This is a genomic window from Mycoplasmopsis agassizii, assembly GCF_002272945.1.
Taxonomy (GTDB): Bacteria; Bacillota_I; Bacilli_A; order Mycoplasmatales; family Metamycoplasmataceae; genus Mycoplasmopsis_B; species Mycoplasmopsis_B agassizii.
Genome location: NZ_NQMN01000001.1, coordinates 498,164 through 512,056, shown reverse-complemented (window position 1 = coordinate 512,056; position 13,893 = coordinate 498,164). Strand labels below are relative to the sequence as shown.

Below are 13,893 nucleotides of genomic sequence, written 5' to 3'. Positions count from 1 at the left end.
ATGATAAAAAACAAAATATTAAAATTGAAAAATTATATTAATAAATGCGTTGCTTTTATATAATAAATTTATGAACAAATTCACGAAGATCCTAGCCAGAATTTTAAATTTTCTAACTTTTGGAAAATTAAGAAAAAAAGCACTTGAAACTAACACCTATCAACTTGATGTAAATGTCAAAACATCATTTGAATATCAGGGACTACTAGATAATCTAGGTGGTAAAGATAATTTAATTAATGCTGAAGCATCTTTATCAAAAATCAAGTTTTATTTAAAAGATAAAAAACTTGTTAACCTAGAAAAAATTAAAAAATATCCAGATGTAACTGGTACATTAGAAAGTAGCAACGCAGTTACAATTATTATTGGTAACGCTGCAAGAGTGATTGCACAAAAAATAAATGAGGAATTAAACAATGGAAATAATTAAAAAAGATGAACTACTAGAAATTTTAAATACTAAAAATTTAACCAAGGAAAAACTAGATCGTTATCGTATTATTTTAGATAACTTACTAGATATTAGTCCTAATGATCCTTCTATAACAACAACTATTAACGACAAAACTTATTTTGATCTAAGTAAAAAACTAGATGCAAAATCATTATTGAAAATTATCAATAATGAAAATTTTTCAATTCGTTTAGATATTAATGAATTTCAACAAATTATTGAAGAGTTAAAACTTGCTTCAACTGTTGAAGAAGTTTTAGAAATTGCTAAAAAACATAGTTTAGAAATTTCATCAAATAAATTTAAAGAATTAAGTGTTGACTTTAAAAAAACCTTAGAAAAAATTATTGATAATGTTGAATCACAATCACAAAAATCACTTGTTAATTGAAAAGTATTCTTAAATGAAGCAACATCAATTAATAGTGAAAATAACATTTGACCAATGCATATTGGTTTCCTATTTGTTAGTGTTAATATCGATGGAAAAAGTATTTTTGCACCGTTATTTTTAAAAGAAGTAACTATTCAAATTGCTAACTCAGTTGCTACTTTAAAATCAAATGGTGAATTAAAAGTTAATGAAAAACTACTTTGATTATTAAATAATTCATCATTTGCTTTATCAGTTGATTTCCCTTTTGCAACTGATTCAATTGCTGCTTTTATTAATAAAGTTTCAACAGTGTGACAAAATATTTACAATGTAAATATCGACCTACTAGCAGAAATTAAAAAACCAGAAAATAACACAAGTGAGAAAATTACTTTCCATAACGGAATGATTTTAGGGCTATATCAACCTCTTGGAGGTTATGCTAGAAATCGTATGGTTGAGATCATTAAAAGAAATGATATTGATAATATTTTCAAAGTTGAATTTAATAAAAATATCAATCGTGAAATTGTAACTAACTCAATTTTCAAGAGAAATTTTGGATTCTATAGAATTGTTGCAACTAACTATTCACAAGATAAAGCAGTAGTTAGTGCACTAAATCAGGACACAATTATTTGAGGTCCTCCTGGCACAGGAAAAAGTCAAACTATTGTAAATATTTTGGCGAATATTTTAGCTTATGAAAAAACTGCTTTGGTAGTTAGTGAGAAAAAAGCAGCACTAGAAGTTATTAAAAACCGTATTGCAAAACTAAGTAAATTCGGACTATTTATTCTTAATGATAAAAACATGAAAAAGTCTCATTTTTATGAACCTATTAAAGAATACGTAGAGTTTTTAGAAAATTTTAATGGTTCTCAAGAGTATGAACCAACAGCAATCATGAGTGATGATGTTAAAGAATATGTAAGATTGCTTCGTGAATTATTGCAATATGAAAAGCATAACGAATTATTCTTTTTAATTGCTAAATTAAAAGAATACCAAGCTAGAATTGATTTGAAATTATTAAGTGACATTAATGCTTTAGATGAAAATCAAAGATACCCTATGAAATTATTTGATGATAATTTTGAAAAAGAATTTTTAAAATTAAACCATTCAAATATTCTTTTATCTAAATTAAATTTAACTGAAAAGCAAAAAAAATTAAATAACTTAATAAGTTTTTTAAAAGAGAATTTTCCAAATTTTAGTGGTGATTTAAACTACTTAATTCCCCTTGTAAAATCTCACGATTTTAAATGATTTGAGCATTTAATTTTAATTGAAAATCTAAATACAAAAATTGATTCATTTACTTACACAGATGACATTTTAGAAAATATGATTGCGGCAAAAATTGCTTCAAAAATTGAAAGTTTAGATCATGAATCAGATCTATATAAAAAATATCATGCCTTTTCTTCTGCAGCAAAATTAGGGAATATGGTTCCCCATAAATTTATAAAAGAACACTTAGAAATTATTAAATTATTGTTCCCTATTATCATCACAACACCTGATACAGATTTATCAGGATGAGAAAAAGATGAATTTGATTATGCAATTGTTGATGAAGCTTCACAGATCTTTATTGAAAAAGGTTTACCTATTTTATATCTAGCTAAAACTAAAATTTTAGCAGGTGATGATAAGCAAATGAAACCGACAAGATGATTCTCTGTAAGAAGTAATGATGAATCGGCTTTTGGTAATGTAGATTCATTATTAGACTATGCTTTATCTTATGGAGTGCATACAATTTTATTAAATAAAAACTATCGTTCACGCTCTGCTGCTTTAATGACTTTTAGTTCAAAACATTTTTATAAATCACAATTAGATGTCATCGATGATTTTGAAGTTATTGGTAAAAAATCAATTGATGTTTTAGAAGTAAATGGTCAATGAGAAGATGGAGTTAATACAGTTGAAATTGAATCTGTACTTGAATTAGCTGTCGAAAACCACGAGAAATACGAGAAAATCATCATTTTAGCTTTCAACACAAAACAATTAAATGAAATTACAAATCGTATTTTTTCATCATATCCACAGCTAGAGAAAAAATTAAATGATGATCAATTACTATTAAGAAATATTGAAAATATTCAAGGTGATGAAGCTGATTTAATTATTGCAACTTTAGTTTATGATGCAACTAGCAAAGTACATTCTACTTATGTTGGTAGACCTGGCGGAGCTAACGCTTTAAACGTTGCCATTTCAAGGGCACGTGAAAAAATGATTGTTGTTAAAACAATCAAAGCAGATGATTTAAATAACGTGCAAAATAATGAAGATGTTTCTTTATTTAAAGTCTGATTAAAATTCTTAGAACTATCTTCTGAAGAAAAGAAAAATTATTTACAAACATCAATGGATGAAAATAAAGACTTAAAACATATCAAAAAAAGTGCTTATGAATTTGGTCAAAGATTTCCTGAATTAAATACTAAATTAAATTTTTCACTAGGAACATTAACTGCTGATTTAGCTCTTTTTAATGCTTCTGATAAATTAGACAGAATGATTATGTTTGATGATTTTGATTATGCTCTTCCTGGTTCAACTTATGAAGACTATATTATCTTCCAAGACAAAATAAATTTTTTAAGAGCTAAAAAATATCCAGTTGAAATTATTACACCTTTAGTTAATCTAAATCGCTGAAAAGAAGATTTCACCCACACTGCTCATAAGGTAGTTGAAGTAACTTCAGATAACTTACATAAGTTAAATGAAGTTAAAATTACTGAAGAGGAAATTCTTTCTTCAGGTGAAAAAGATCTAATCGAATAAACTGCTTTTAATGACGAACTTTTTACAAATTTATTTTTGTAAAAAGTTTTTTATTTCTGTGTAATTTTTCTAAATAAAAATATAATTAAGAGAATATGGCTATTAGAGTTAACAAGTGAGTACGAAACTCATATATCTTCGTTGTAGTAACAGCAGTTCTAGCAATTACTTATTTTATTTTACAAGTAGTGTTTATCAATATTAAAGAGATTTACCCTTTTAATGTCTTGCAGATCAAAAGTTACACGGCAAGCGAGAATTATATTATTAATCAGTTTTTTATCTATGGCTTAACAGTTTCATTAGTAATTTTGATGCTTTATTATCTGATCTTCTATTTTTATATTTTACCTAGAAGAACATATACGATTGTCTCAAGAACTTTTGCAGCTTATTTTGCTATTTTAGCATTCTTTATTAACCTTGAATTCTTATTTCAACTTTATTATAGTGATTGAACTTTTTTACAAGCACTAGTAAATGAAAATTCAGAGGTTTATGCAACCTTTATTAATATTAATTATGTCAATTATTTAATTCGCCTTGGAATTTATTTAGGAGTAGCAATTGTTATAACAATGATTTGATTTTCACTTGTTTACTATTACTATAAGCGTAAAAATAGAAGATTTGTTGAGTGAAAACGTGCTCAGGCACAACAACAACCATCTAGTTCAGAAAATTATGAACAAACGCAATAAATTTTGAAATTATTTTGAATCAAAAAATCTGGAGCAGTTTTTTAGCTCCAGATTTTAATTAGACATTTTTAGAATTATTTTCAAGATCATCTATTTTAGATCTTAAGTATTTAATTTCCTCCATCATTTGTCTTTGTAACTTTAAAGATTCTTCTTCAAAATTTACTTCTACTTTATCTTCTTTTTCAAGTTGTTTTTCTTTGAGTTCAATTTCATGAAGTTTTTCTTCTGTTAAGAAAAACTTTTTAAATTGAAAGAGTTTTCTTTGAATAAAAGATGTTGCTTTATTTGAATTAGTTTTAGTTATTTTCTTCTCCACACTTAATAAAAATGAAGAAGCGATGATACCACTAGGGATAGCGAATAAAGCAATTCCAATAATTGACATCACAATAACAATTGCTCTTCCTAAAGATGTAACAGGTGTAATATCACCATAACCGATTGTCACCATCGAAATAGTGACAAAATAAACCGAATCTCAATAAGTTTTTAAATTATTATTATCCACTCTTTCGGCATTTAAAATAATAGCTGCAAAAATCAAGATTAAAGCAATTATCGTAATAAAAACATAAAGCAATGTTTTTCATTGTTTGGTAAAAACTCTAATCAGTAATTTAAAAGGACCAAAGATAGCCAATAACATCATAATGCGACCTAATCTAAAAAAGATTAGTGATTTTAAAGTCAGTAAGTCAATTGGTGTCTCAATTTTATTACCGTTGATAATTTCGGGAATATTAGGTAAAATTCCAAAAACTCATAAACTAGGTAATAAAGAAAGAATAATAACAATCCCAGGGAAACTAAGAGGAAAGAGAAAGGCACCTATTTGTTTAGAACCAGACCTTAAAGGGTAAGTTATTGCTCAAAGAATTAAATCGATAAGTAAATAAAATGCCATGGCAATATCAACGATTGCGACAATAATTACCGATGTAGGTGAATTAGAAACTTCTAAACTAGTATTAACAAACGATCATATAATTAGCCCTAATAAGGCATATGTGTAAAAACGCCTTAAAATATCATGAATGGGTTTTAGATTTGTAGGAACTATCTTTCTTAAGTTATTTGTACAAATATAGTTAATAATTATTAGTAAGTTTTTACGCTTGTTATTGAAATCATCAAGATTAACACTGGGAATAAAATTCTTTTTATCTTTAATCATAGTCATTATATTTTATATAATAAAATCCAATTGAGTTTAATATTATGAAATTAGTTAGTGAGTTTAAAGTTAAAGATAAAAAGGAATTAGAAACCAATCTAAAGCTATTTTTAAATTTACTTTTACATAAAAAAATTTCCCTAGAAGGAAATTTAGGATCTGGCAAGACTACTTTTGTACAAGTTTTTGCAAAAATATTAGATATCAAAGAAGTAATTACAAGCCCTACTTTTAATATCATGAAAACATATGAAAATCTAGTTCATATGGATGTTTATAATCACCAAGGTGACCTTGATTTTTATGAAGATTATTTTGATGATAATACAGTTTTAATTGAATGAGGCTCAAGAGTTAAAAATTATATTAATTTTGATTTTGTAATTTATATAATCAAGGAAAATGACTTTTATAATTACAAAATTATGCAGATCATTTAACTATCATTTTGCTTTACCAATTTGAGGATCTTTTAAGTAAATTTCTTTGATATTTGAGTTGTCTTTTTCAAGTATAAATTTGCCTTTATATTTAGAAAAATTATCAATGATTTTATCATAATTAAATTCAGGAAAATGCTCTATATTTTCACTACCTATTTTTATATCTAAGTCATCAATATTTTCTTTATAAAAATATTTATTTCCTTTAGCATCGATTAATAATTTTTCACCATCTAAAAAAATAAAACTATCAGATGTAAATATTTTAAAATTATGAAAAAGAGAAAAAGTTTGAAAGTAAACTAATGCAATTCTAACACCTGTAAAAAGACCAGGTCCTTTTGCAATATATAATTCTTTTAGATCGGTTATTTTAAAATTAAATTCATTTAAAATATTTTTAAAACTTTGATCTAGAGTTTCCACTTTTTGTTTTAAATTTTTAAAATGTATTTTTTTAATTAATTTATATGATGAATCAAAAAGCGCAATTAATAAATCTTTATTTGTTGTATCAACTAGTAAAATCATGTTATCCTTAAATTAAAATATATTATTTATTCTATTCTAATTTATACAATATAATTATTTTTAATTAAAATTAAATCACCGTAAAATAGGGGCTTTTATGATCATTTTAGCATTTGAAACTAGTCATGATGATACTTCAATTAGTGTTGTAGAAATTACTGAAGATAAAAAAATAATTCATGTTTTAGAAACATTATCTCAAGCAGATTTTTTTAAAAATTATGGAGGCACAATTCCTGAACTAGCATCAAGATTACATAAAGATAATATTTTAAAAATTTTAGATTTAGTCAAAAATAAATTTGATTTATCTAGTGTTGATTATGTTGCATATACAGAAAAACCTGGATTAATTGGAACACTACATATTGGATTTTTAGTCGCTAGTGCATGTTCACTGTTTTTAGAAAAACCACTAATTCCAGTCAACCATCTTGATGGTCATTTTTTCTCTGCTGAATTTAATAAAGACTATCAATATCCTGTTTTAGGATTAGTGTTAAGTGGAGGTCATTCACAATTTATTTTTGCAAAAAATGATCATGAATTAGAAATAATTGGACAGAGTCTTGATGATGCAATTGGAGAACTTTTTGACAAGATTTCTAACAAGGCAAAATTAGGTTTTCCTGGTGGTCCTTTAATTGATAAATTATGTAAGACAAATGAATATAGTAAAATAAAATTAAACAAGGTTAAAACTGAAAATGAATATGATCTTTCTTTTAGTGGAATCAAATCACAAGTCATTAATTTAATTGATAAAAATGAGCATCCTATTAGCGATTTAATTTGCTCTATGCAGGAACATGCTTTTATGCAAGTTTTAGAAAAAACTAAAAAAATAATTGAAACATTTAAACCTAAAACTTTAATCATCGGTGGTGGTGTTTCTGCTAATTCATATTTAAGGCAAGAAATTGTTAAATTACATTCAAATGTTATCATTCCTGAGATTAGGTTAGCAACTGATAATGCAGCGATGATCGCTTTAGCAGCAAGTAAAAAAGTAAATCGTTAAAATATCTCAAATTTATTATAAAATACTATTTACTTATGAAAAAATCATTAATTCTTATTCCCTTAACTATTGCACCTGTTGCAGTTGCAGTAACTGCTATTTCATGTGGAGGTGGTGGACCACAACCTGATTTAGGTAGCAATAAATTAAATGCTGCCCAAATTAATGTGATGACTTTGGAAGCAAGTAAAACTTATATTGTTGCAACTGAAAGTCAATCACAAAATCTAGGTTCCTTTGTTGAAACACTAAAAGCTCGTGAAAATATTACTTTAAAAGAAAGAATAACTAACTTTTTAAATGCCTTACAAGTAGCTGATAAGGAAAAATTTGCTCGTTTTACAGTTACAAAAATAGATGCTAGTGCTTATACCAATTCAAGCAGCGAATGAAACTTAACAGCTGAAAATACAACAACTGCAAAAGTTTCTTTAGAAGCAACTTTAGAAGGTCAAGCACGTGCTTTTACAGTTTATTTAGCAGGATTTAGTGCAACCGAAACAACAACACCTAACGTTAATAAAACTCAGCAAGAAGCTGCTGTTAATTTAGCAAATACAATTGCTAAAACTAACTACACAATTAAAGATCGTAATCAAACTACTTATACAACTGCTAAATCCTATGCAGAACATCTTGCTAACTTTTTTGTCGGTGCAACTGCTTTAAGCGCTGAACAACAACAAACAAAATTAGTTGAGATTTTAAAACTACCTGGAGTAAATTTTGAACAAGCAACTCTTGATAAAATGAGTTTTGTTGATCCATATTTAAGCGAAAAAGCAAACGATGAAAAATATATCAGAGTAGTGCAACAAGACAATAAAATAACTATTTATGCTGCTTTTAGATATGATAAAAGTACAACCTTAGTTACTCAATTTAATTTCACAGTTGAATAAAAAACCTTTTGCAAATTTGCAAAAGGCATTTTTTTTGCTTTTAACAATTATTATTCAAATAACTTTTTATATTCAGCATAACCTTGCTTTTCAAGTTCTTCATAAGGAATAAACTTTAAAGAAGCAGAGTTAATGCAATATCTAAGACCACCTTTATCACGAGGTCCATCGTTAAAAACGTGTCCTAGATGTGAATCAGCGTTTTTACTTCTAACTTCAACACGGCGCATTCCGTGGCTAAAGTCTTGTACTTCGACAATTTCACTGACAGGTTTAGTAAAGGCTGGTCAGCCACAACCTGAATTGTATTTATCTAATGAAGAAAATAAAACTGAGCCGTCAACTATATCAACATAGATACCTTTTTCAAAGTGTTCATCATATTCGTTAGTAAAAGGTCTTTCAGTTGCATTTTCTTGTGTTACTGCATATTGAATCTCGCTCAGGCGTTTTTTTAATTCTTCTTTTGAAGGTTTTTTCATAAATAATTCTCCTTAGTTATATTCTATAACTTATTAATGATTTTTACTTTAAATAAGCCTGAAAAGGGCTAATTATTTTTATAAGACTATTTAGATTTTTATGCTAAAATGAAAAAACAAATCGTTTTTTAGATTATTCAACAAAATTGATGAAAGGAATAACATGCCAGGAAAAGATCAATTAACAGGTCAAAAAGCCCAATTTGGTAACCGTCGTTCACATGCTTTAAATGCTACAAGAAGACGTTTTGACCTTAATTTACGCTATGTCACTTTAGAACAAAATGGACAAAAAGTTAGACTACGTGTAACTGCTAAAACAGCCAGAACTTTAAGAAAAAAAGGGTTGATTTAATTAATTAAAATATGAAGACAAAGTAAAATGTCTTCATATTTTTTTTAATCTTTTTTCAGCATTTCAGCGATAGTTTCAATTTTTAAGTTGTTAATTAAATATGAACCACTAACTGCAGCATCAACACCTGCTGCAAATGCTTTTTTAACGGTGATATTGTTAATACCACCATCGATTTGAATTTTAATTTTAGGTGTTTCTTCTTCAAGCATCATTAGTCTTAGTTCTTTAACTTTATCTAATGATGAATCAATAAATTCTTGACCTCCTTTACCAGGTTCTACTGACATAATTAAAACAAGCGAAAGATATTTTAAGTAAGGTCTTAAAATTTCAATATTAGTATTTGGTTTAACACTTAAACCAAATTTTGCAGTATGTTTATACTTTTCAAAAATTGCTAAAACATCATCAGGATTTTTAAACGATTCAATGTGCATCGTTATAAAATCAGTTCAAGTTAGTAAGGGATCAATTCAGTTTTGAGGGTCTTTAACCATCAAATGAACATCAGCAATATGTTCATCAGTCCTTTTTCTTAAGTTAATAAATTCTTCAATTGAAATGGCAGTATTAGGCACAAATTCGCCATCCATCATGTCATAATGAATTCATTTAATTCCAAAATTTAATAAGTTTAAAATCACCATACGGCGATCTTCGGGTTTAACATTTAAAATGCTAGGGGTTATCAAGCGATCTTTTTTTCACATACTTTAATTATAAGAAAAAATAGTTATCTTTAAGTTTTATTTTTAAAATGTCTGCTTTTTCCCCAAAAATGTGAAATTTAAGAGCTAATTTAAAAATTATTTTTAGCAAAGCCAATTAATGTCTATAATTTAAAAAACTAAGAAATTTTTTAATAGAAAAGAGCAACATGAAAAAATTCCCTCCACGCACTCATTTAAACATTCATTCAGATACTTTAGAACAAAATTATTGAAATCTTGATTCTATTTTTGATGATGGATCAACACTTTATCATGGTGGTAAAAATAAGAGCCCACATTTAACTTGAGATAAAGTAAAAGGTGCCAAATCATATGTGGTTAAAATTACTGATTATGAAGCAGCGAACTTAATTGGAACACCTTTTATTCACTGAGTAGTAGCTAATTTAGAAACTAACGAACTTGAATTTGATGCTGCAAGTAGAAGTGATTTACACCAAGGTTATAATTCATTTTCATCTCCATCTTTAATGCATATTAGTGACCGTAGTTTGGCTAAAGCAAATGCTTTAGCTAATGCCACTTATGTAGGACCAAATGCAAGCGATACAAGTCATAATTATGAAATTATTGTTTATGCAATTAAAGATAAATCACTTGATTTACCTAAACCATTTTATTGAGCAGATTTACATCAAGCAATGGAAAATAAAATAGTTGCTTGAGATAGTATTAGCGTTAAATTAAGACATCCTTCAGATAATGTAAACCACCTTTATAAAGATTTATTTAAAGATCGAAGAAACTTAAAATACATCGACATTATTTCCAATAATGTCGATAAAAAGGGGTTTTTAGACTCACAATACGCTTACAGCCCTTATGCTCCAAACCCTAATTTAGATTGAACTCACGTTGAAGGCGCTAACTATTATTCACTAATTATGCTTGATAATGAATCAAGACATTCAACTGGTGGATTACCTTTTATTCATTGATTAGTTGCTAATATTAATGTCAATTCTTTAGAAGCAAATGCGACAGCAACTAATAAGGAAATCTTGCATGGAGATACATCTGCTTCAAGAGAATATGAAAGCAAATATTTAATTAATAATGAAGCATTTATGGCTCCTTTTATCCCTGATAAATTTTTATTAGATGGTGCAGCAACACGTTATCTAGGACCTAATCCTCAAGATGCAGAACACCGTTACACAGTGATCATTTATGCACACGAAAATAAACTGAATTTAATCAAAGGATTTAAATTAGGAAGTATGTCTAGAGCGTTGCATGGCAATGTTTTAGGTGAAGGTATTTTCGAATTTAAAGTTAAAAAACAAGTTAAATAAATTTTGATAAGCAACTAAAATGTTGCTTATTTTTATTTCCATTCTGAAAAAAATAGTTAATCTGATTAGTTAAAACTAATCAAAAATTTTAAAAGCAAAATCTTTAATTTGAATTTGAAAAAAATCAATTTCCGAGTGTATGATAATAATTAATATGTTTTGAGTAAGGGATGAAAAACTATCAACAAAAGACTATCTGATTTATAAAGATAGTCTTTTTGATAAGACCATTAAAGTAGAAATTAAGTATACAGATAATAAGCACACTAGAATGAGAATCAAGGACCAGAAAATTATTTTAGTTGTAGGTAAAAGAATCAGTTTTAAAAAATTACTTGAATTTGCAGATTCTAAAATATGAAGCATGAGTAATCGCCTTGAAAACCAAAAAAACTCTGAGATCATACATCTTGATGAAAACTATTTTTACTTTTTAGGTGAAAAAATTTATTATCGATTTTTTGGAACAGCACTATTTTTTAATTTCAATAATATTCCTTATGTAAAACAAGTTAATAAGGTTTCAACTATTTATGATAATCTAGTTAAAATTATTAAACAAATGTTTATAGATTATTTGGAGGTTAGACAAAAACATTGAGAAGCAATCATGAATGTTCCTGCTCACGGTGTTGAAGTAAGAGAAAAAACATGAGCATGAGCATCAAATCATGTTTATAGAAAAAAAGTATTTTATGCCTTTAGGTCTTGTCCACATGAAAAAGATATATTGGACTATTTAATTGTTCACGAATTAACTCATCATTTTTCGATTCCACATAACAAAAATTTTTGATCTATTGTTGCTAAATACATCCCTGATTGAAAAATAAGAAGAAAAAATATGAATCTAAGAATTTATGCTGATGAGAGTAAAAGAGTAGTTGCAAAAACAAAACAAAAGAAAACCATCTAGTTTATGTGCTAGATGGTATTTTTCTATTTTTGTCTTTATCAGGGTCATAGATATTTCTTAAATACTCTTGATAAATTGCCGTAGGATCAACTGTGTAATATTTTGCAATATGTCCAACTCAGTCTTGAGTTTTACCTTGACTTTCTCAGAATTTTTTTTCTTCTTCATTAAATTCTTCGACTTCTTTTTCAACTTTTTCAAGGCTATAACCATTTCAATAAACACGGTTTAGCCGTGGTCGATGGATTGCAGGTTCTTTATTTTTACCTATTGCAATCGCAATAACTGGAAATAGGTTTTTAGGCAAGTTAAATCTTTCTTGAAGCAATCAAGGGAAATCAAAATGGCGAATCCCTCCTAAAAAAACAGTTCCATAACCTAATGATTCAGCGGCGATTACGGCATTTTGAGCCATAATAAAAGCATCTCCCCATGAATTTAATAAATTATCTAATGTATTGAATTCAGGTTTTGTACCAATCATTTGGGCTGCTTTACGACCTCGATTGATATCTGCAAAGAAAACTATTAAAGCTGAAGAAGTCAAATAGTGTTCTTGAGTAGGGTTATCAATGCGGCGATACATTTCTTCTTTGATATCTTGATTAGTGATGATAATTGCTGTAGCATCAAACTTATTTGCTGAAGTTGGTGCTGCATTCATTGCCTGACTAATTAATTCCATATCTTCTTCATTGATAGGTTCATAAGTCATTGAACGTTGACTGTGACGATTGATTAAATAGTCAATTACGTTATTATTTTTTGGCATAGTTACTCCTTTTATAATTATGTATTAAACGCAATAAGGCGTTATTTCTATTTTATAGAAACAAACGCCCTTTTTAAAGATAAAAAAGCAATATTTGCAATTTATTTTTTAAAAAATACTTTTTGTGTCATTATATGTAGTTATTTAATTTTTTATAAGTTTTAGTCATTAAAACTGAATGTAAAATTTTTACTTTTAATCTTGCTATTAAATAGATAAGCACTTAAAGTTGTGTTTGTAAGTTTTTGGATCTTAACATCAATATCATTAGCAAATTGACTTGCCCTAATTCCTAAATTAGTATGCGATAGAAAATGGTTAAGTCTCCCTGAAGGTGTTGAATTTAAATTATTTCTTAGAATAAATTGTTCAACTGAATTAGCTGCTGAGCTAATTTTTAATGTATTAGTTTTTAAAGATGCTTCTTCATAAATGTTGAAAGTTGTGTCATTCATATCTCTCTCCTTCAAATCTTTGTTGCTGTCGGTAGAAGAACCAACATTTGAACCAGATGTATCTTGTTTTGTTTGATTAGTACTTGTCGAGCAAGCTACTAATGTAGTAACTGCCGCTAAACTTGTGATTGTTAGTGAAAATGCAATGCGTGATTTTATAGTCATATTTTTATTATCTAACTAAAATCCTCAAAATAAAATAAATAAAAAATATTTGTAGTTTTTTACTATATTCGTAATTAAAACTTGAAATTTTTTCAAATTTTAATTAGTGGGTATTCAAATAAAAAATCAAAAATATTTGAAAATAACTTTTAGAATTTAAATTACAAAAATCAAATATGCAGTTTATGAATTTAATTAAATATTTAATCTTGTGAGATTTAATATAAAAATGGAATCTAATAAAATTATTTTTTTCAACTAACAAAATAATTCTTTTGGTATTTTTTAAAAGCAAAAAGCAGT

15 protein-coding genes are annotated in these 13,893 nt (G+C 27.1%); 9 read left to right on the top strand and 6 right to left on the bottom strand.

All coding sequences use genetic code 4. The annotated features are described in order from the left end of the window. Window positions 1–70 precede the first annotated feature (70 nt). The 3 genes from CJF60_RS02085 (at window position 71) to CJF60_RS02075 (ending at window position 4,342) form a co-directional block, all read left to right on the top strand. The gene (locus tag CJF60_RS02085) at window positions 71–433 is read left to right on the top strand and encodes a PTS transporter subunit EIIB (RefSeq protein ID WP_084232456.1); all 363 of its coding nucleotides are present in this window, start codon (window positions 71–73) and stop codon (window positions 431–433) included. Further along, the gene (locus tag CJF60_RS02080; protein WP_084232454.1) at window positions 420–3,641 is read left to right on the top strand and encodes a DEAD/DEAH box helicase; all 3,222 of its coding nucleotides are present in this window, start codon (window positions 420–422) and stop codon (window positions 3,639–3,641) included. The genes CJF60_RS02085 and CJF60_RS02080 overlap by 14 nt, the downstream gene beginning before the upstream one ends. A 95-nt stretch (window positions 3,642–3,736) precedes the next feature. Continuing rightward, window positions 3,737–4,342 carry a hypothetical protein gene (locus CJF60_RS02075; RefSeq protein WP_084232452.1) on the top strand — a complete coding sequence of 202 codons (606 nt, stop codon included), beginning with the start codon at window positions 3,737–3,739 and terminating at the stop codon, window positions 4,340–4,342. A gap of 58 nt (window positions 4,343–4,400) precedes the next feature. Here the strand turns inward: CJF60_RS02075 and CJF60_RS02070 are convergent, their stop codons facing one another. Further along, window positions 4,401–5,519: a potassium channel family protein gene (locus tag CJF60_RS02070; protein WP_159444206.1), complete on the bottom strand. Its 1,119-nt coding sequence runs from the start codon at window positions 5,517–5,519 to the stop codon at window positions 4,401–4,403. A gap of 44 nt (window positions 5,520–5,563) precedes the next feature. Here CJF60_RS02070 and tsaE point away from each other — a divergent pair, with 44 nt between their 5' ends. Then, the gene (gene tsaE, locus CJF60_RS02065) at window positions 5,564–5,959 is read left to right on the top strand and encodes a tRNA (adenosine(37)-N6)-threonylcarbamoyltransferase complex ATPase subunit type 1 TsaE (RefSeq protein WP_084232448.1); all 396 of its coding nucleotides are present in this window, start codon (window positions 5,564–5,566) and stop codon (window positions 5,957–5,959) included. Here tsaE and CJF60_RS02060 read toward each other — a convergent pair whose 3' ends face one another. Further along, window positions 5,960–6,493, bottom strand: coding sequence for a hypothetical protein (locus tag CJF60_RS02060; protein ID WP_084232447.1), 534 nt, complete (start codon window positions 6,491–6,493; stop codon window positions 5,960–5,962). A 97-nt stretch (window positions 6,494–6,590) separates the two neighbouring features. Here CJF60_RS02060 and tsaD point away from each other — a divergent pair, with 97 nt between their 5' ends. Next, window positions 6,591–7,514: a tRNA (adenosine(37)-N6)-threonylcarbamoyltransferase complex transferase subunit TsaD gene (tsaD, locus tag CJF60_RS02055; RefSeq protein WP_084232446.1), complete on the top strand. Its 924-nt coding sequence runs from the start codon at window positions 6,591–6,593 to the stop codon at window positions 7,512–7,514. A gap of 35 nt (window positions 7,515–7,549) precedes the next feature. After that, window positions 7,550–8,416, top strand: coding sequence for a hypothetical protein (locus tag CJF60_RS02050; RefSeq protein ID WP_084232445.1), 867 nt, complete (start codon window positions 7,550–7,552; stop codon window positions 8,414–8,416). A 50-nt stretch (window positions 8,417–8,466) separates the two neighbouring features. On the opposite strand, the gene msrB is transcribed toward CJF60_RS02050, so the two are convergent. Further along, the gene (msrB, locus tag CJF60_RS02045; protein WP_084232444.1) at window positions 8,467–8,898 is read right to left on the bottom strand and encodes a peptide-methionine (R)-S-oxide reductase MsrB; all 432 of its coding nucleotides are present in this window, start codon (window positions 8,896–8,898) and stop codon (window positions 8,467–8,469) included. Between the two features lie 163 nt (window positions 8,899–9,061). Between msrB and rpmB the strand changes: the two genes are divergently transcribed. Further along, entirely contained in the window at window positions 9,062–9,253 is a 192-nt protein-coding gene (gene rpmB / locus CJF60_RS02040; RefSeq protein WP_084232443.1) for a 50S ribosomal protein L28, read from the top strand. 44 nt (window positions 9,254–9,297) lie between these two features. Here rpmB and CJF60_RS02035 read toward each other — a convergent pair whose 3' ends face one another. Beyond that, complete coding sequence (locus tag CJF60_RS02035) at window positions 9,298–9,966, bottom strand: ribulose-phosphate 3-epimerase (RefSeq protein ID WP_084232442.1); 669 nt, start codon at window positions 9,964–9,966, stop codon at window positions 9,298–9,300. 167 nt (window positions 9,967–10,133) lie between these two features. Here CJF60_RS02035 and CJF60_RS02030 point away from each other — a divergent pair, with 167 nt between their 5' ends. Together CJF60_RS02030 and CJF60_RS02025 are read left to right on the top strand one after the other, a co-directional pair. Further along, complete coding sequence (locus CJF60_RS02030; RefSeq protein WP_084232441.1) at window positions 10,134–11,282, top strand: YbhB/YbcL family Raf kinase inhibitor-like protein; 1,149 nt, start codon at window positions 10,134–10,136, stop codon at window positions 11,280–11,282. 154 nt (window positions 11,283–11,436) lie between these two features. Continuing rightward, window positions 11,437–12,198: a YgjP-like metallopeptidase domain-containing protein gene (locus CJF60_RS02025; RefSeq protein ID WP_084232440.1), complete on the top strand. Its 762-nt coding sequence runs from the start codon at window positions 11,437–11,439 to the stop codon at window positions 12,196–12,198. Window position 12,199: 1 nt separating this feature from the next. Here CJF60_RS02025 and CJF60_RS02020 read toward each other — a convergent pair whose 3' ends face one another. Together CJF60_RS02020 and CJF60_RS02015 are read right to left on the bottom strand one after the other, a co-directional pair. Beyond that, entirely contained in the window at window positions 12,200–12,970 is a 771-nt protein-coding gene (locus tag CJF60_RS02020) for a nitroreductase family protein (protein ID WP_084232439.1), read from the bottom strand. A gap of 161 nt (window positions 12,971–13,131) precedes the next feature. Next, window positions 13,132–13,590 (bottom strand): hypothetical protein, encoded by a 459-nt coding sequence (locus tag CJF60_RS02015; RefSeq protein WP_084232438.1) that lies wholly within the window; start codon window positions 13,588–13,590, stop codon window positions 13,132–13,134. Between the last annotated feature and the right edge of the window lie 303 nt (window positions 13,591–13,893).